The 18,001-nt window shown below is 68.6% G+C and carries 17 protein-coding genes and 1 pseudogene; 9 read left to right on the top strand and 9 right to left on the bottom strand.

All coding sequences use genetic code 11. The features are described 5' to 3' along the window. A partial coding sequence (locus E1218_RS27890; protein ID WP_233712511.1) for a L,D-transpeptidase family protein occupies positions 1 to 658 on the bottom strand: 658 nt, incomplete at its 3' end. A gap of 293 nt (positions 659 to 951) precedes the next feature. Continuing rightward, positions 952 to 1,422: a cupin domain-containing protein gene (locus E1218_RS27895; RefSeq protein ID WP_132325527.1), complete on the bottom strand. Its 471-nt coding sequence runs from the start codon at positions 1,420 to 1,422 to the stop codon at positions 952 to 954. Between the two features lie 62 nt (positions 1,423 to 1,484). Here E1218_RS27895 and E1218_RS27900 point away from each other — a divergent pair, with 62 nt between their 5' ends. Further along, positions 1,485 to 2,081, top strand: a complete 597-nt coding sequence (locus tag E1218_RS27900; RefSeq protein ID WP_165949453.1) for a TetR/AcrR family transcriptional regulator — start codon at positions 1,485 to 1,487, stop codon at positions 2,079 to 2,081. Positions 2,082 to 2,691: 610 nt separating this feature from the next. Here the strand turns inward: E1218_RS27900 and E1218_RS27905 are convergent. Continuing rightward, on the bottom strand, positions 2,692 to 3,105 hold the full coding sequence (locus E1218_RS27905; RefSeq protein WP_132325531.1) for a hypothetical protein: 414 nt from the start codon (positions 3,103 to 3,105) through the stop codon (positions 2,692 to 2,694). A 134-nt stretch (positions 3,106 to 3,239) separates the two neighbouring features. Here E1218_RS27905 and E1218_RS27910 point away from each other — a divergent pair, with 134 nt between their 5' ends. Together E1218_RS27910 and E1218_RS27915 are read left to right on the top strand one after the other, a co-directional pair. Next, positions 3,240 to 4,127, top strand: a complete 888-nt coding sequence (locus E1218_RS27910; RefSeq protein ID WP_132325533.1) for a LysR family transcriptional regulator — start codon at positions 3,240 to 3,242, stop codon at positions 4,125 to 4,127. Between the two features lie 480 nt (positions 4,128 to 4,607). Next, positions 4,608 to 6,008: an FAD-binding oxidoreductase gene (locus E1218_RS27915; RefSeq protein ID WP_132325535.1), complete on the top strand. Its 1,401-nt coding sequence runs from the start codon at positions 4,608 to 4,610 to the stop codon at positions 6,006 to 6,008. Here E1218_RS27915 and E1218_RS27920 read toward each other — a convergent pair. Then, entirely contained in the window at positions 5,997 to 6,770 is a 774-nt protein-coding gene (locus E1218_RS27920; RefSeq protein WP_132325537.1) for a hypothetical protein, read from the bottom strand. The genes E1218_RS27915 and E1218_RS27920 overlap by 12 nt on opposite strands. Before the next feature lie 17 nt (positions 6,771 to 6,787). Here E1218_RS27920 and E1218_RS27925 point away from each other — a divergent pair, with 17 nt between their 5' ends. Then, positions 6,788 to 7,270: an NUDIX hydrolase gene (locus E1218_RS27925; protein ID WP_132325539.1), complete on the top strand. Its 483-nt coding sequence runs from the start codon at positions 6,788 to 6,790 to the stop codon at positions 7,268 to 7,270. A 96-nt stretch (positions 7,271 to 7,366) separates the two neighbouring features. Continuing rightward, a complete protein-coding gene (locus tag E1218_RS27930; RefSeq protein WP_233712512.1) occupies positions 7,367 to 8,695 on the top strand; it encodes an MFS transporter in 1,329 nt (442 codons plus the stop codon). Positions 8,696 to 9,092: 397 nt separating this feature from the next. Here the strand turns inward: E1218_RS27930 and E1218_RS27940 are convergent, their stop codons facing one another. Continuing rightward, entirely contained in the window at positions 9,093 to 9,854 is a 762-nt protein-coding gene (locus E1218_RS27940) for a DinB family protein (RefSeq protein WP_202866227.1), read from the bottom strand. Between the two features lie 135 nt (positions 9,855 to 9,989). On the opposite strand from E1218_RS27940, the gene E1218_RS37995 reads away from it, so the two are divergent. Further along, on the top strand, positions 9,990 to 11,459 hold the full coding sequence (locus tag E1218_RS37995) for a M28 family metallopeptidase (protein ID WP_132325543.1): 1,470 nt from the start codon (positions 9,990 to 9,992) through the stop codon (positions 11,457 to 11,459). 68 nt (positions 11,460 to 11,527) lie between these two features. On the opposite strand, the gene E1218_RS27950 is transcribed toward E1218_RS37995, so the two are convergent. Both E1218_RS27950 and E1218_RS27955 read right to left on the bottom strand, forming a co-directional pair. Then, complete coding sequence (locus tag E1218_RS27950) at positions 11,528 to 12,043, bottom strand: GNAT family N-acetyltransferase (protein WP_202866229.1); 516 nt, start codon at positions 12,041 to 12,043, stop codon at positions 11,528 to 11,530. A 66-nt stretch (positions 12,044 to 12,109) separates the two neighbouring features. Further along, complete coding sequence (locus E1218_RS27955; protein ID WP_132325544.1) at positions 12,110 to 12,934, bottom strand: alpha/beta fold hydrolase; 825 nt, start codon at positions 12,932 to 12,934, stop codon at positions 12,110 to 12,112. Positions 12,935 to 13,099: 165 nt separating this feature from the next. Between E1218_RS27955 and E1218_RS27960 the strand changes: the two genes are divergently transcribed. Then, positions 13,100 to 13,630, top strand: a complete 531-nt coding sequence (locus E1218_RS27960; RefSeq protein ID WP_132325546.1) for a DinB family protein — start codon at positions 13,100 to 13,102, stop codon at positions 13,628 to 13,630. 66 nt (positions 13,631 to 13,696) lie between these two features. On the opposite strand, the gene E1218_RS27965 is transcribed toward E1218_RS27960, so the two are convergent. Then, positions 13,697 to 14,647, bottom strand: a complete 951-nt coding sequence (locus E1218_RS27965; RefSeq protein ID WP_165949454.1) for a S1 family peptidase — start codon at positions 14,645 to 14,647, stop codon at positions 13,697 to 13,699. Positions 14,648 to 14,779: 132 nt separating this feature from the next. Beyond that, positions 14,780 to 16,147 carry an FAD-binding oxidoreductase gene (locus E1218_RS27970; RefSeq protein WP_132325550.1) on the bottom strand — a complete coding sequence of 456 codons (1,368 nt, stop codon included), beginning with the start codon at positions 16,145 to 16,147 and terminating at the stop codon, positions 14,780 to 14,782. 151 nt (positions 16,148 to 16,298) lie between these two features. Here E1218_RS27970 and E1218_RS27975 point away from each other — a divergent pair, with 151 nt between their 5' ends. Both E1218_RS27975 and E1218_RS27985 read left to right on the top strand, forming a co-directional pair. Further along, entirely contained in the window at positions 16,299 to 16,997 is a 699-nt protein-coding gene (locus E1218_RS27975; protein WP_132325552.1) for a winged helix-turn-helix transcriptional regulator, read from the top strand. A 496-nt stretch (positions 16,998 to 17,493) separates the two neighbouring features. Beyond that, positions 17,494 to 18,001: pseudogene (locus E1218_RS27985) on the top strand (hypothetical protein); the annotation flags it as partial.

Below are 18,001 nucleotides of genomic sequence, written 5' to 3' on the forward strand. Positions count from 1 at the left end.
CGCGGGAGCCGTGCAGGGCGATGCCGGGGCGGTCGCGGAGGAAGTAGATCGAGTCGTACATGTAGGCCTCCGGGTAGAGGCTGCTCTCGTGCGCGCCGGCCCACTTGCGCCAGACCTTGCCGGTGCGGTTCGGGGTTTCGTAGCCAGGGGCACCGGTCGAGACCCAGACGATTCGCTTGTAGGCCTTGCCGACGATCTGGTACGCGATCTGGCAGGTCTTGTTCACGTAGATCCCGGGCGAGCGGGTCGGCGTCGGACGCTTGGTTGCGTTGAGCACCGAGTACGCGTCGGCCAGGCTGAGGCCCTTGCGGTTGACCGGCATCCCGTGGGTCTCGCGCCACGCACACAGCGCCTGCTTCGACCGCGCGGTGATGTCCCCGTCGACGTCGCCGACCGGATACCCGAGTTTGTCGAGTTGCTTCTCGACGCGCAGCGCGTAGTACTGCGGCTTCTGCTTCACCTTCGGCTTGGTCGGCGTGGGAATGGGCGTCGGGCTCGTACTGGCGCTCGGCGTGCTGGAGGAGATGGTGGCGGTCGGCGTACTCGAGGACGACGGGGTGCCGGATGGACCGGACTCACTCGCGGCCACGTCGGAACAGCCGACCAGAACGAACGACAGCACGACCGCACCGGCAACGAGACCACGTCGACGAGACACGATTACCCCTCTCCCTCAGCATTGTCAGCGTCGCAGAACCGCGCTGCTCGAGCCCGCAACGAAACGCCGAGACTAATGCTCAGAGGGTTCCCCAGACGTGCCGTGCCCGCACCCGTCACCGAACCGTTGCCGACCACGGGTCCGGGCCGTCTCGCAACCTTGCAGTACCGGTGCCCGGTCCGGCACTTCCCGGCACGACTGACGATGTCCTTCCTCGACCGATGCGCGACATCTCTCCGCCAGGTGTCTGCGACAGCCGAAGCACGGATCGCCGCAGATCAGGGCGCCTCTCTTCAGAAGGGTGGGGGTCCGACAATCGCGATGCCCCCGTTCTGCTGAGCGCTCAGCGCGATCCTGTCGAAGTCCACGACGCACGCCGATCCTTCGAAGGGCTCGCTGGCGCCGTGGTAGAAGGGTTCGCACTCGCAGGTTGGCTGGATCCCGAGCACCTTCGCCGTTGCGCTCTTGACGAGGAAGGCGTGCGGCACGCCCGCGGGCACCATGACGAAGTCGCCGGCACCGAGCTCGTGCTCATCGTCGTTGATGCGGTACAGGATCTGGCCGTCGAGCACCCACATCGACTCCGAGACCGGGTGCGTGTGCATCGGGGTCCACTTGCCCTCGACCATGTCGACCTCCCACAGGCCGATGTCCTCGTTGGCACTGCTGAGCTTCCAGGTGAAGACGCCACCGCCGAAGAACCATCGCTTCTCGCCCTCGCCTGCCCGTCGGATCACCGGCGCGAGCGTCGTCCTCTCAGTCATCTGACACTCCGATCATTTATGAGACTCCAGTCTTATGATGAGATTGGCATATCATGAAGACCATGTCAATGGACTACCTCGAGTCGGGTCGAACCCGGCAGAAGCAACGCACTCGCGACCAGCTGATCGCTGCAGCGCGCGAACTGATCACCGCGGGCGACACGCCCCGTGTCGAGGAGGTCGCCGAGGCCGCCGGAATCTCTCGCCCCACCGCCTACCGCTACTTCGCGTCACAAGCTGAACTCCTTGCCGCGGCCTACCCGGAGACCGGAGCCACATCGGTGCTTCCCGACCCGCCTCCGGCAGCCCTGGACGAACGCGTGGCCGCTGTCGCCCGGTTCGTCATCAGCCGGGTCCAGGAGACCGAGCCGCAGCAGCGCGCGATGCTGCGGTTCTCGCTGGGCGACGTCCCGCACGAGTTGCCACTGCGCAAGGGCCGCGCCATTGCGTGGTTCGTCGAGGCGCTCGCGCCCATGGCCGACTCGATCGGCGACGAGAGCGTGCACCGGCTCGCCTTGGCACTCCGTGCCGCATGTGGCATCGAGACTCGCGTCTGGCTGAGTGATGTCGCCGGACTCGCGCCCGTAGAAGTCAGTGCCCTCCAGGAATGGATGGTCGACGCCCTCGTCCAGCGAGCCCTCGAAACACCGCCGACGTGACGGGCCCGTGCACTGATGTCGGCTGCCGGCGTGTGTTGCTCCGACACAAGGACAGACGTCTGACCTGTGGCTCGCAGCCCCACCCGCCGATCTCGTGCCTGCCCTGCTCTCGAAGCGCGAGATCCCGCGCAGGACGATGACCTATGCGTCGTGGCGGCGAACCCCTCGAGCACGGCCACCCGTGGTCGCCGAGGCTGAAGGCGTGTCACACGCCGCCAACCTACTGACTGCAGTACTACGGAGCACGACTCCCACTCGGCGATTACGCGCGAGTCCTGCCGGGCTCATCGTGTCGGCGGCAGCTGAATACTGACCAGTGCACGGCGCCGCCAACTGGTCAATTTTCGACTGCCGTTGACACATCGCGCCAAGCGCTAGGGAGGCTGTCCACGAACGCACTCGCGCCCAGTTGACAGCTCTGCAACTCCGCTTCGGGCGGCAGACCGACGCATCGCCGCCGTACGACGGACCGTGACGTGCTGCGGACGACCACGGGGTCGCCGGCGGCGCGAACTGCCCGAATCGCGCCGGTCGATCGTGGTCTGTCAGGCCAGAAACCTTCGGCACAGCACCTGCACTCACGGACGACGGCGAGGGGTGGCGAGCCGACCTACAGCCCGAGGTCGCGGAGGAACTCCGGTTTGTAGGCCTGAATGACGACGTACCGCGGGTCCGGTACCTCCATGTCGGCGTTCTTGGCCGCGTCGCCGGCCGCGTCGTGTTCACCGACCGGCACGCTCGGGTCCGTCCACTCCTGCTCGGCCGGGTTCCACCGGGTCACCGTGTACTCGGCCTCGAGGTTGTCGTCGGCGACGAGTTCCTTCACGGTCCGCTCGGCCTCCCGGGCGTCGTCGAGCGTGTCCGTGTACAGCAACATCCGGTTTCCGTCCCGGGTCACGGTCACCTGGCTCCCGAGCCGCTTGCGCGCGTCGTCATCCAGATCCAGCGCCCGCAACCGCTCCCAGAATGTCAGCCCGTGCTCGTCACTCCCGAGCTCAACCTCAACCCGAAACTCATCCGCCATGCGCGACACCCTACCTATGCCAGGAACATATCCGGATCGCCTGGTCCGCCCACGGCGTCTTCAGCCCTGTGGATAGACCGTCAACATACAAGACAGGAGAATCCGATTTCTTCGATCGACTAGAGTTCTGAGTCATGGAGCTGAGGCATTTGGAACACTTCGTGGCGGTGGCCGAGCAGAAGCACTTCACCCGGGCGGCCGAGGCGATGTCGATCTCGCAGTCGGGTCTGTCCGCCTCGATCCGCGCGCTCGAGCGTGAGCTCCGGGCCTCCCTGTTCGTCCGCAACACCCGCAGCGTCGAGCTCACCGAGGCCGGTCGCGCCCTCCTGTGCGAGGGCCGCCGTACCCTCGCCGCCGCCGAGGCCGCCAAGGACGCGGTCGCCGCCGTGCAGGGACTGCTCCGCGGGCACCTGACGGTCGGACTGGAGCAGTGTCTCGGCGTGGTCGACGTACCAGCGCTGCTCGCCAAGTTCCGCTCCGCGTACCCAGGCGTGGAGATCGAGGTACGCCAGGGCGGATCCACGCCGATGCTCGACGAACTCGCCTCGGGCCGCCTCGACGTCGCGTTCGTGGCGACCGCGGGCGACCCGGTCGACGGCCTCGACCTCCGACCGCTCTCCACGGAGTCGATGGTCCTCGTGTGCGCCCCGGACCACCGACTCGCGTCCGCCGCCGCGGTGTCACTCGGCGACCTGGCCGGGCAGTCCTTCGTCGACTTCGACCCCACCTGGGGCGCTCGCGCCATCTCCGACCGCGCCTTCGCGGACGCCGGCGTCGCCCACCCGGTGACGATCGAGGTGAACGACGTCCACACGCTCCTGGCTCTGGTCGCGCACAACCTCGGCGTCGCCCTCGTCCCCGAACGCATCGCCGCCAAGCGAGGCGACCACGCCACCGTCCCTCTCGTCCCCGGCTCCGCCTCGTCCTGGCAGGTTTCGGTGGCCGTGCCCATGACCCCGGCCGCGTCGCTGGCCGCCGATGCCCTCATCGGCATGCTCCCCACGACGGAGGTCCACAGCTAGTGCCTCGCCCGGAACCGTTGGGGTCGTAACTGTTGACGAGCGTGGTCGCGTGCTGGGTGCCTGCGCCGATCCTCCGACACCTGATGGGGACTGGGGCATCTGGTCAGCTGTCCCCAGTCCTGATTTGCGGTCCGCGGTTGGGGGATCCGGGCTGATGTGTGCAGTTCGACAGGAGGTGTCCGGCGATCGAGCCGGATTGCTGGTCTGCTCAGGCGTTTGTCGTGGGGCAGTGGGCGCATACGTCCTGTCGAACTGCAGCCAACGCGGGTTACGACCTCAACGTTTCTGGACGCGGCACTAGTGCTTTCAGGAGACTCCGAGCCGTGACCGGGAGGAAACCATTGGTAGACAAGGATTCCGTCATCGGCAGGTAAGGCATCGACCCGTTGACCGGCTCGTGGGATGAGCGCACGATCAACGGTGTCAGCTGGGGAGCGGGAGCGGGCGGCACGGCCGTCAAACTCGAGGGGGAGTTCCGACATGTCCGAGACGATCGAGCGGCCGGCGGGGGCGCGACCGGAGGGCTTCGGGGGAGTGGTCCTGCAGGAGGGGGACAAGGCGTACGACGAGGCGCGGACGGTCTTCAACGCGATGATCGACAAAAGGCCGGCGATGATCGCGCAGTGCGAGTCGGCGGCCGACGTCGTGGCAGCCGTGCAGTACGGCGTCGCGCGGGAGCTCGAGATCGCGGTTCGCGGCGGCGGTCACGGTGTGGCCGGGACCGGGGTGACCGAGGGCGGCGTGGTGGTCGACCTGCGCCGGATGAACGGCGTCCAGGTCGATCCGGCGGCGCGGATGGCCCGCGTCGGCGGTGGTGCGACGTGGGGCGACTTCGACCGGGCCTGCCAGCCGTACGGGCTGGCGACGACAGGCGGCCGGGTCTCGACCACCGGGGTCGCGGGACTGACCCTCGGCGGCGGATCGGGGTGGCTGGAGCGGAAGTTCGGGCTGGCCTGCGACAACCTGATCTCGGTGGAGCTCGTGACCGCCGACGGACGGCTGCTGATCGCGGACGAGACGAAGAACACCGACCTGTTCTGGGCGCTGCACGGCGGCGGGGGCAACTTCGGGGTCGCGACCTCGCTGACGTTCCGGCTCCAGCCGTTGCCCGCGAGCACCTTGGCGCTGCTGTTGTGGCCGGCCGCGGCCGGCCCGGCGGTGTTCCGTGCGTACCGGGATCTTTTCGAGCACGGTGCTCCTGAGGAGCTCGGCGGTGCGGCGCTCTACCTGACCGGGCCACCCGAGGAGTTCGTGCCGGAGCATCTGCAGGGCAGGTTGTGCGTTGGAGCTGCCGCGATCTACGCCGGGACCGAGGCGGAGGCGCGGGAGGCGTTCGCGCCGATGTTCGACCTGGCACCGGAAGCCGAGCTGGTAGCGGAGCTGCCCTACGCGGACCTGAACTCGGCGCTCGACGATCCGCCGGGCTTCCGCAACTACTGGTCGGCCGAGCATTTGTCGTCTCTGCCCGACCTGGCAGTGGAGGCGTTCTGCGACCGGGCGCAGGACATGCCGTGCCCTTCGCCGTCGCAGCAGGCACTCGCACCGTGGGGCGGCGCGGTGCTCCGCGACGCCGACAAGTGGCCGCTGCCGCACCGGAAGGCCGCCTGGGTGGTGCACCCGTTCGGACTGTGGTCCGATCCTGCCGACGACGCGCGCGGTCGACAGTGGGCCCGGGACCTGTGCTCCGATCTCCAAGAGTGGGCGACCGGCTACGTGTACCTGAACTTCATCGGCAACGAGGGGCAGAACCGGATCGTTGCCGGCTACGGGCAGGAGAACTACGACCGGCTGTCCCGGATCAAGTGCGAGTACGACCCCGAGAACGTGTTCCACCTCAACCAGAACATCCTCCCCGGTTGGCCGGAGCGTTCAGCCGACTGACTGATGCGACGTTCGGTGGTCCCGTCCGTAGTGGGGTAGGCGGGACCACTGAACGGCGGCGACGACGGCGTACGTGACCGCGGCCAGCGGCGCCGACCACAGCCGGAAGAACGGCATCTGCCCGGTGACGGCCGTCGCCGCGAAGATCACCGCGAACACGATCAGGCCGGCCGCGGTGCCGCGGCGCCGGCTGTCGAGCGCCGAGCTCGGGAGTGGGCCGACGTGGCGATCCAGGACGACGGCCAGCGCCGACAACCCGGTGATGGTGGCGACGGCGAACAGGATTCCCCCGGGCGGACCGCCGAGCACGATCGCGAGCACGTTGCCGGCGCTGACGACCGCGACCACGACCGCCATGTCGAGGGCGCCGAACGCCAGGTGCTTGCGCCGCCGCCTGGTCAGGTCGGCCCCGTCGGCGGTCCGCTGCGGACCGGGGTCGCCGGACAGCCGCCGTACGGTCAGGGCCAGGCCGGCGACCAGCAGGACGAGAATCAGTACGCCGGTGACGGACAGCACCGCGGACCTGGTCGGCGAGATGAAGTCCCGGACGCTGCCGTCGGTGAATTCACACGTCGCCGACGGCGGGAACCAGCCGGTGCGCACCTCGATGTTCGAGCTGTCGGCCCCGCCGAACCGCAGCGCGCAGGCCTCGTCCGGGTCGAACCAGCTCGGCATCGACGTACTGACCGCGATCGTCCACCCCAGGCCCAGCACGAGCCCCAGCCCGAGCAGACTCCCCGCCCGCCGCCTGATCCGGTCCATGCTTCACCCTCTCACCCATGGCAGATTCATTTCTCCGGCAGCTCCGCCGGCAGGTCGGCTCCCGCCTCCTCCTGATGCCCGGAGCGCAGGTGCTGGCGATCGACGGCGACCACCGGATCCTGTTCCAGCGAAGCCGTGACACCGGCCTGTGGGGGCTTCCCGCCGGCGCTGCCGAGCCCGGCGACAGCTTCCGCACCACGGCCGCTCGGGAGTTCTGCGAGGAGACCGGCCTCACGGTTGCGCCGGAGGACCTGGTTCCCTTCGCGTCGCTGTCCGAGGCCGACCTCCACACCCTCACCTACCCGAACGGCGACGTCCTCCAGTGCTTCGCGCTGTGCTTCGAGGCGCGCCGGTGGACCGGCGAGCTGTCGCCGGACCCAGACGAAGTGCTGGAGCTCGGGTTCTTCGAGGATCCGCCGGGCGACATGCATCCGCCGACCCGCGTGGTGCTCGACCTGCACGCCGCCTACCGCGCCACCGGAGCATTCCAGGCACGCTAGTTGATCCCCCGACCGCGGGTCCGGTAACGTGCCCCACCCCTAGCGACGAATTTCTGCAGGCGGGTGGGGTTCCCATCCGGTTCTGTGGAGGTTGTCGTGACGAGGGATTTCCGTTGGTTGCTGGTCGGTCAGACGACCAGTCAGTTCGGGGCGCAGATCAGTGGTGTGGCGATACCGCTGCTGGCTGTGCTCACCTTGGGGGCCACACCGTTCGAGCTCGGGCTGGTGACCGCCTCGGGCACCGTCGCGTTCGCGCTGATCGGTCTGCCCGCCGGCGCGTGGGTGGACCGATGGCGCCGGCGCCGCATCCTGGTGGCGAGCGACCTGGTCCGGGCCGGTCTGCTGGCGACGATCCCGGTCGCGGCGCTGGCCGGCGTACTGACGATCTCGCAACTGGTCGTGGTGTCGCTGCTCACCGGGTTCGCGCGGGTGTTCTTCGACGTCGGGTACCAGAGCTACCTGCCGTCGGTGATCGGGAAGGACCGGCTGCTCACCGGCAACTCCGCGATGGAGACGATCCGGGCGAGCGGCCAGATCGCCGGGCCGGGAGTGGGCGGCTGGCTGGTCACGGCGATCGGCGCGGCGAACGTCGTACTGATCCAGGCGGGCACGTACCTGGCGTCCGCGCTGTCGCTGCTGGCGATCAGGTCCCGCGAGGAGGTCCGCCCGCCGGCCGGTGAGTCGAGGTTGTGGGAGCAGATCCGGGAAGGGCTGGCGTACGTCGCCCGGCACCGACTGATCCGGGCGGTCGCGATCACCAGCGCGGTGAACAACTTCGCGTTCGCGCTCGCCTCCGCGGTGAGCTTCATCTTCCTGGTCCGGACCCTCGGCCTGACGCCGACCCTGGTCGGGATCGTGCTCGCGGTCGGATCCGTGACCGCGATGCTCGGGGCCGCGGTCACGCCCCGGCTGGCCCGCCGGTTCGGCCCCGGACGGATCATCTGGCTCTCACTCGCGATCACCGGCCCGCTCGGGGTTCTCGGCCCGCTGGCCCAGCCGGGATGGCTCGTCCTGCTGCTGGTCCTGGGCGCCGCGGTGGGCGAGCTCGGGCAGATCGTCTACGCGATCACCTCGGTGACGCTGCGGCAGCGGATTGTGCCGGAGCGGCTGCTGGGCCGGGTGAACGCGACGATGCGGTTCCTCCTGATGGGGCTGTTCCCGCTGGGTGCGTTGCTCGGCGGAGCCCTGGGCACGCTCGTCGGCCCACGCCTGACCTTGCTGGTGGCAACGGGTCTGATCGCGGTCTCCTGGCTGCCGGCGTACTTCGCGATCTCCCGGGAGGCCGGGAACCTGATCCCTGATGCAGCCGACCGGTCCACCGTTCAACCGAACCAGGAAAGGGGGGACCATGACCGATCGAGAGGACTTCCTGGAGTGGGTGACGACGAGGCTGCGGGACGCCGAGGTGGCGATCCACAACGGTGATGCCCTGCCCCGCCGGGCGATCTGGTCGGGCCGCGGACGTACACGCTGCGGGTCACGCAGCTGTACCGCCGCGAGAACGGGGAGTGGAAGGTCTTCCACCGCCACGCCGACCCGTTGACGACCGACGACTCGCGCCGGGGCAGACCGCTCGCCTGGTCGCGGAGGTAGTCGGTGGTCGAGCGGGGCGTGATTTCCCGGTGGCGTAAGGGTTCGTCGTTCCATGCCGCATGCGTCCCCAGGAGCCGGCCGCCACGGAGCACGAGGCCAGTCCGTCGTTGCCCGGTTGAGCAGGCGGATCGCCAGGCGCGCGACACCCGGCCGCTCTCCTCCGCAATACCCCGACCTGCAGATGCACCGCCGCCCGCCAACAACGCGCCTGGCTGACCTCCAGGTGAAATCAGGACTCCAAGGCGTCGAGGTCGCGTTCGGCGTAGAGGCGGTGTTGCCATTCCTCGTTGAGGACGATGAGGAGGCAGTCGCGGACGGCGTAGCTGATGGAGTCGGGCCAGGCGGGTTCGGGGACCGGGGTGGTGCGGGCGTCCAGCCGGTCGACGGTCAGATTGTCGACAAGGCGCCGCACCATCGCCATCCGGTCGTTGCGCAAGGCAAGTACTTCGTCGAGCGACGGACGGACGGTGCGATCCCGTGGGACACCTGGTACGTCGGCCATCCCGTCGAACGGAAGGTCGAGCGCGTCCCATGGCCGCGGATCGCCGAGGATCACCCGTCCGACCCAGGCGTCGGTCGCGAAAACCAGATGGCGCAGCGTCTCGATGAACGACCACTCGCCGTCGACCCGCTCGTGCAGCTGTTCCGGCCGCAGCACCCGGGCCCGCCTGACCGTCCCGTCCCACAGGCGTTCGAGGATGTCCCACGCCGACCGGAAGCCCGCCGGATCGGTCGGGCGCATCTTCGCGCGATCCGGGTAGCGGCGGTCCAGCTCGGCGTACACGAAGGGGGCGACGTCGACGCCGTTGATGACCAGGTCCTCGATGTCGCCGTCGATCGTCACGTGTCCGAGCTCCACACCACGCATCCTGGTCCCGGTCAGCACCACTCGCTCGAATCGTGCGTCCCGCAGGTCGACGTCGCGCATCAGCGCGGCCCGCAGGTCCAGCTGCTCGAGTCGTTTCCCCGACAACCTGTCCATGAACCCCATGGGGCCCACGGTAGAGCCGGTTCCGGACGTTCCCCTTCCGGAATGCTGACCTCTGGCCGCTCGCTGCCGGCTCGGATACATTGCGAGGAGCGCGCGGCCTGGGGGAACTGCTCAATCCGCTTGTGGGGGGAACGAATGCGTGAGTTTCGTCGTGGCGCCATCGGCGCCGTCAGCATCGCCGCGGCCATCGCTCTGGTCGCCGTCCAACAGGTCCCGGCCAGCGCCGTCCCGAAGGAGGAGACGTACGCCAACTTGCTGGTCAAGAAGGTCACCGGACAGAACGCGAACCAGCACATGGTCGCCCTGCAGGCGATCGCCGACGACAACGGCGGCAACCGCGCCGCCGGGACCAACGGCTACGAACAGTCGGCCGAGTACGTCGCGCAGCGGCTGGAACGCGCCGGCTATCAGGTCACGCTCGACCCGATCAACTTCGTCGAGAACTGGGTGGAGAACAGCCCACCGGTCCTGAACCAGGTGTCGCCGGTGGCCAAGACCTACACCGCAAACTCCGAGTTCTTCACCTTCCGGCCGTCACCGGCGGGTGACGTGACCGCGCAGGTCCAAGCGGTCGACCTGACCCTGCCGCCGGCGCCCTCTCCGTCGTCGACGAGCGGCTGCGAGATGTCCGACTTCGCCGACTTCGTCGCCGGCCGGATCGCGCTCATCCAGCGCGGCACGTGCCCGTTCGTCACCAAGGTGCGCAACGCCGGGTTCGCCGGCGCCGTCGGCGTCATCGTCTTCAACGAAGGCCAGCCGGGCCGGACCGACGCGTTCGCACTCGACATCGGTGAGTGGCGGGCCGGGATCCCGATGGTCTTCGCCAGCTTCGCCGTCGGCAACGAACTGGCCGCGAATCCGGGCACCACCGTCCGGCTCAAGGTCGACTCCACGCTGACGCTAGGCACCGATTACAACGTGATCGGCGAGACCCGCAAGGGTGACCCGAACAACGTCGTGATGGTCGGCGCGCACCTCGACAGCGTCGAGGCAGGCCCGGGCATCAACGACAACGGCTCGGGCACGGCGGCCATCCTCGAGACCGCGCTGCAGATCGGGAACTTCCCGGTGAAGAACAAGGTCCGGTTCGCGTTCTGGGCCGCCGAGGAGATCGGGCTGCTCGGTTCCGACCAGTACGTCGAGGGCCTGACCGCCGCCGAGCGGGACCGGATCAGGCTGTACCTCAACTTCGACATGGTCGCCTCGCCGAACTACGCCTACAAGCTGTACGACGGTGACGACTCCGACGCGACCGGCGCACCGGCCGGACCGCCCGGATCGGCGCAGATCGAGAACCAGCTGGAGGACTTCTTCACCAGCCGCGGCCTCGCCACCGTCGGCACCGACTTCGACGGCCGCTCCGACTACGGCCCGTTCATCGCAGCCGGCATCCCCGCCGGCGGTATCTTCACCGGCGCCGAAGGCATCAAGACACCGGCGGAGGCGGCCCTGTTCGGCGGTACGGCGGGAGTCGCGTACGACGCCTGCTACCACCAGGCCTGCGACACCATCGCCAACCCGAACCTCACCGCCCTTGACGTCAACGCCGACGCGATCGCCGACTCCACCGCCCGCTACGCCTTCAACCTCACCGCCATCCCGTAGCCCACGACAGCCGTGCCTCGGGCCCCCGAACCCGAGGCACGGCGCTGGCCTGCCGGACGGCGCCCAGCTCACTTCGAGCCGGCCTCACCCAGGGTCTTGGTGAACATGAGGTTGGCGGCGTCGTCGTTGCGGATGGTTTCACCGGGTGGGACCGGCCGGTTGTCGTACATGAGGCCGCGGCCGTCGGGGATGTACCCGCGGCGGACGTACATCCGCTGGGCGGTGCCGTAGGCGGCGTACAGACCGACGCCGATGCCGACGACCGCGGACCGTTCGGCGACCCGGTCCTCGGCGGCGTCCATCAGGCCGCTGCCGATCCCGCGGCGCCGGTACGGCGGGAGGACGTTGAAGTCCTGGATCTCCGGGACCGCCCCGAAGTACGCCGACTCCCACCGCACCGTCAAGTACCCGGCGAACTCGTCGTCGACCGTGGCCACCAGGACGTCGCGTAGGCCGGCGCGCTGCTCAGCCAGATAGCTCTCGTACTGGCTCACCGGCTTGTCCCACCCCAGCGCCGTGAACGCAGCCGACATCACCTCCGGATCCCCGTCCTGCAACGCCCGGATCGCATATCCGGCAGCCATCGGCAGCCCCTTCCATTTCCGCTTCCGCCGAAGGGTAGTCGCTGTCCGGTGCCCCGGTTTCGGTGATCAGGACTGCAGGAACTCCAGCAGGTCGGCGTTGATCACGTCGGCGTGGGTAGTGGGCATGCCGTGCGGGAAGTCCTTGTAGGTCTTGAGGACCCCGTTCTCGAGCAACTCCGCCGACCTGGGGCCCGAGGCGACATACGGCACGATCTGGTCGTCCTCGCTGTGCATCACCAGCACCGGGATGGTGATCCTTTTGAGGTCCTCGGTGAAGTCGGTCTGGGAGAACGCGACGATGCCGTCGTAGTGGGCCTTCGCGCCGCCCATCATGCCCTGGCGCCACCAGTTCGCGATGACCGCCTCGGACGACTCCGCGCCCGGCCGGTTGAACCCGTAGAACGGGCCCGACGGCAGCGCGCGGTAGAACTCGGACCGGTTCGCCGCCAGTTGCGCCTGCAGGTCGTCGAAGACGTCCTTGGGCAGCCCCTCGGGGTTGGCGTCGGTCTTCACCATCAGCGGAGGGACCGCGCACAGCAGCGCGGCCTTCGCGGCCCGGCTCTCGCCGTGGCGGGCCAGGTAGTGGGCGACCTCGCCGCCCCCGGTCGAGTGGCCGACGTGGATGGCGTCGTGCAGATCGAGGTGCTCGACCACGGCGGCCAGGTCGTCGGCGTAGTGATCCATGTCGTGACCGTCACCGGTCTGGGTGGACCGGCCGTGACCCCGGCGGTCATGAGCGATGACGCGGTACCCCTGCTGCAGGAAGAACAGCATCTGGGCGTCCCAGTCGTCGGCCGACAACGGCCATCCGTGACTGAAGACGATCGGCTGGCCGCTGCCCCAGTCCTTGTAGAAGATCTCGACGCCGTCGCTGGTCGTGACTGTACCCACGGTGATGCCCCCTCTTGACGAGAACCCTTTGTCAGCAACAGATCGGCGGCCCCACGGCACCCTAACCCGGGACAACCGATCTCAGCAGCCTGTCAGCCAATTTTGAACGCGCATCGTCTCGAGTAGAGGACACGGGCTGGCCGTCATCACTCTTAGGTTCGCAGGATGACGACGAACGAGCAGATCGTGACCGGTGAACGGGCTGACATCCTCGACCTCCTGAGCAAGCATCGCTACTTCCTCGGGTACACCGCGCAAGGTCTGTCCGACGAACAGGCGAACACTCGCAGTACGGTGAGCGCCCTGACAGTCGGCGGGCTGATCAAGCACGTCACCGCGCTCGAACGGAAGTGGGCCGAGTTCGCCCAGGCCGGCGGCGGCGACGACGTGCCGGCGGAGGTCGAGTTCACCCCGGAGATGATCGCCGAGTGGGAGAGCCAGTTCCGGCTCACCGAGACCGAGACGCTGGTTGGCGTACTCGCGGAGTACGAGAAGGTCGCGGCCGCCACCGACGACCTCGTCCGCACCCTCGACCTCGACCAGACCTACGAGCTCCCGGCCGCCCCCTGGCAGCCGCCGGGTGTCTTCTGGTCCGTCCGCCGCGTGCTGCTGCACATCGCCGCCGAAACCGCCCAGCACGCCGGCCACGCCGACATCATCCGGGAATCCATCGACGGCCAGAAGTCCATGGGCTGACCGTTCACGGGCGAGCCTGAAAGCGCCAGGACTCGTGGGAGTTCTGGCGCTTTCGACTGTCAGGCGTCAGTTGTAGGCGCCCGCCGGGTCTGCCAGGAAGACCAGGTCCTCGGGCTGGTCGATCCGGTAGCTGCCGCTGGCGTTGCAGTTGTAGTTCAGGCCGAACGACGTGACCGCGACGATGATGTTCTGCTCGGCGATCGCCGGGCTGGTGATGTCGAACGTCGGACCGCCCGAGTCGCCGAAGCAGGTGCCTCCGGTGGTCGAACCGCCCTGCGCGTGCGAGAACATGACCGCGATGTCGCGCAGACCGTACGCGCCCCGGAAGCTGATCAGCCGGCGGTCGGCCTTCCGGCGGGTGTCGCCGCCGAGGGAGAACTTCGGGCCGCTGTCCTCGAGGCCGTACCCGACGGACTCGAACAACGCGCGCTGTTTCGCCTTGCCGGCGTACTGGTCGAGGTAGTCGGGTGTCGGCAGCGATCCGTACTCGTCGAGCTCGATCGGTTCACTCAGCTCGACGACACCGAGGTCGTGCAGCAAGAACGCCGCGTCGACGTACTCGGGATGGGTGAACGTCGACTCCGCCTCGGACCACTCGTCACTGGCATCGAGCAGTGCGGACCAGGTCTCGTAGCGTTGCTCGTTCCGATCCGGCACGAACGTCGAGCTCGCCGGCAGAACCGAGTAGTCGGGAGCCTCGGAGACCGAGAACCAGACGTCCGTACCACCGAACAACGGGTTGTCCGGCACCTCGCCCTCGACACCGACGGCGAACGTGCAGTGGCCGGCCGTCACGACGGTGTCCGCATCGATGAGCGTGCCGGTGCAGTTGAACCAGGCTCCGGGATCGTCGAACCGGGGGTCGATCGCGTCGGGCACGTAGAACAGCAGCTGCCCGACGTACGGGTGCTCGCCGTTGTCCGGCGCGCCGCCGACGATGGCCCCGGCGGGCGTGGCGGTGGTGACCAGCAGGACACTGGCCGCAAGGACGGCGCAACTGCGCAAGAACTTCTTCATGAAATCGCACGCTCCCTCGGAGAGGACTGCCAGCACAGTACGTCCGGCACAGCGCCGCGAGAAGGCGACGACATCGGTGCGGACAGGCGACGAAGCTCGTCCTGGGTCCACCATCCACCGCGCCGGTGGATCTCATGCTGGAGGAATGTTCTTGTTGTGGTGGAACGCGTTGTCCGGGTCGTACTTGGCCTTGACTTCGGCGATCCGCCAGAGGTGATCGCCGTAGGCTTCTCGAATGCGGCTGGGGTCGTCGTCGGCGTCAAGGAAGTTGACGTAGACGCCACCGGCTCGGACTGGTTCGAGGGCTTCGAGGAACCGCCGCGCCCACGCGCTCTCGGCCGCAGCGTGCTCGCCCGCTTCGTCAGGTAACCACACTCCTTCGATGACGATGTTGTGGGCGACGTCGCGACCGGCATAGGCAGTGGCGTCGTGGGGCACTCGGGCGACGGCACCTCTCATGTGAAACATCACCACCATCGACCGGGGCGAGCCGGCGGCGTAGGCATGGTCGGCGATGACAGCGATGGCATCGTCGGAGAGCCCGGCGAGGTTCGTGGATTTCCAGTAGTAGTGCCACCCATGGGGCACGGTGTCGTCGATGGCACGCTGGTGCGCGACGTACGGCGTGGGTGCGAGCAGGTCCACGAGCGGTGTCCCCAGCCGGCGAAGGCTCCGTACCGCACGCTCGCCGTCTTCCACGGCGCCGGCGTAGCAGCAGCTGACGGCGATGGCCGGCCGCCAGTGCAGATCAGCGGGGATGCCCGGCAGAGCAGGGACGGTGCCGAGCCTGACCAGGCTGCCGAGTTCGTCAGGGGCTTCGGCAATGAAGTCCCGGTAGAAGCGCATCACTTCGGCGGTGTCTTCGGCCGCCCAGAAGACCGGGCCGGCGAGGACGTCGGGGCCGAGGGGGTGCAGCGCGAAGTGGAACGAGGTGACGACGCCGAAGTTGCCGCCACCGCCTCGCAACGCCCAGAACAGGTCGGGGTGTTCGTCGGTGGACGCCCGAACGATGCTGCCCTCGGCGGTGACCACCTCTGCGGCGAGCAGGTTGTCGACGGCGAGCCCGTGTTTTCGCATGAGCCAGCCGAGGCCGCCTCCCAGGGTGAGCCCGGCGACGCCGGTATGACTCACGATGCCGCCGGTGGTGGCCAGACCGTGGGCCTGGGTCTCGTGGTCGACGTCGCTCCACAGTGCGCCGCCCTGCACCCGGGCGGTGCGGCCGATCGGATCGACCCACACGGCGCGCAGGGCCGAAAGATCGATGACGATACCGTCGTCGCACACCGCTGTACCGCCCACGTTGTGGCTGCCGCCCCGTACGGCGATCTCCAGGTCGTGCTCGCGGGCGAAGCGCACGGCCGCGGCCACGTCGGCGGTCTCGCTGCACCGCGCGATCAGCCGGGGGCGCCGGTCGATGGCGCCGTTCCAGACGGCTCGGGCGGTGTCGTACTCGGCATCGTCGGCGGTGATCAGCAGGCCCCGGAATCCGTCGATCTCCATGGCAATTACCTCCTCACGCAGGTGGCCGACTTGATCGGTGGCCGACGTCATCGGCGGGCCGTCGACGGCACCATTGCATCGCCGGAGGCCCCGGTCGTGAAGTCAAGAATCTGCACTTCACGTCCGAGCGCAGCGGACAGACACTGGCGTCATGCGGACCTATGGCCAGTACTGCCCCATCGCTCGGGGCGCGGAGATCTTCGCCGAGCGCTGGACGCCGCTGATCATCCGCAACCTCCGGCTGGGCTGCGGAAGCTTCGGCGAGATCCTGGAGGGCGCGCCCGGGCTCTCCCGCACGCTGCTCTCGCAGCGCCTCAAGCAGCTCGAACGGCTCGGTATCGTCACCTCGGCGCCCAAGCCCGATGGACGCGGGTGCCACTACGAGCTCACGCCCGCGGGGCACGACCTCTTCAAGGTCTGCGTGTCGCTCGGCGAGTGGGGCGCTGCCTGGCTGGAGATCGCGCCCGAGCATCTTGATCCCTTTGTCGCCCTGTGGTCGATGTGCAACATGCTCCGCCGGGATCGGTTACCGCACCGGCGCGTCGTCATCCGGTTCGACTTCACGGCCCACCGACGCATCGAACGGTACTGGCTCCTGATCGAGCACGGAGACACCGAAATCTGCAAGACATACCCCGGCGTCGACGAGGACCTCTACATCACGGCGGAGGCCGAGGCTTTCGTCAAATGGCACGCGGGCCGGCTCAGCTGGGCCGAAGCCGTCCGCGACCGCCGCATTCAACTCCACGGCCCGTCCTGGCTCGTACGAGCCTTCCCCACCTGGAACGCCCGCAGCGCCTTCGCCCACGTCAAGCCGGTCTCCCGGACCGCTCCGAGCTCGGCAGCCTGACATCTTCGCCCGCGGCGGCAGGCGGCCTCTGCGCAGGGTGCCGCCGGGTTGATGCTCCTGCGGTCGTCGAGGACGTTTCCCAGGTTGTGTTGATCGAGGTGCACCGCACTGTGCCGGCCCCACAGGAGCCCGACTCGTGGCCGGCTGGGTGTACTTGACGTGCGCAAGCACGCCGACCGGTCGAGTGTTCGGTAGTACCGAGGTCTTGTTGGCCGACCAGCAACGGCTTGCCAACGGAGAGGGCGCCACACGAGGTGACGCCCTCGTTCTAATGCTGGAACTTTCAGACGTCGGCGGGGAACGGTACGCCGGTGTTGGAGTGGCAGCGGTAGCCGTTGGGGTTCTTGTGGAGGTACTGCTGGTGGTAGCGATACCGCCGAGGCGATAGAAGCGGACCGTGCCCGGGAGCCCGCTTACAATCCGCGCGGCTGCGCGGCGGCCGTCTTGTTCACCAGACCCATAGGTGGGACTCTCTCCGCAGTCCTACCATCGAAGCGTGGCCAGGGAGCCGGAAACGCATGCCAGCGCGGCGAGGTCCACCGCCATGGCCGCCTTCGACGGGGGTGACATCCAGGCGGGGATGGACCAGCTGTCGGCCGACGTGCGCCGGTTCACCGCGGCCGGCGACGCGCGCCAGGCGGCGATGGCCTGTGCGCGTCTGGGCTGGGCGTTCGAGACCTTCAGTGGCAACCGGGCGGCGGCCCGCGTGTGGTTCCACCGGGCCGCCCGGCTGCTGGAGGACGAGCCGGCGTGCGTGGAACAGGGCTGGGTGGCGCTCGCGGGGGTCGGCTGCGACGTAGACGACCCACACGAGCTGTTGAGGCGGGCGGAGCTCGCCCTCGACCGGGCGCGCAGGTTCGGAGACGTCGACCTGGAGGCGAAGGCGCTCGCCGACGGCGGGCTCGCCCAGGTGCAGGCGGGCAATCTCGTCGGGGGGATGAGCATGCTGGACGAGGCGGTCGCGCTCTGGTGCGGGCCCGCCGATGACCAGGAGGCCGCCTGCA

It is taken from the genome of Kribbella turkmenica (assembly GCF_004348725.1).
Taxonomy (GTDB): Bacteria; Actinomycetota; Actinomycetes; order Propionibacteriales; family Kribbellaceae; genus Kribbella; species Kribbella turkmenica.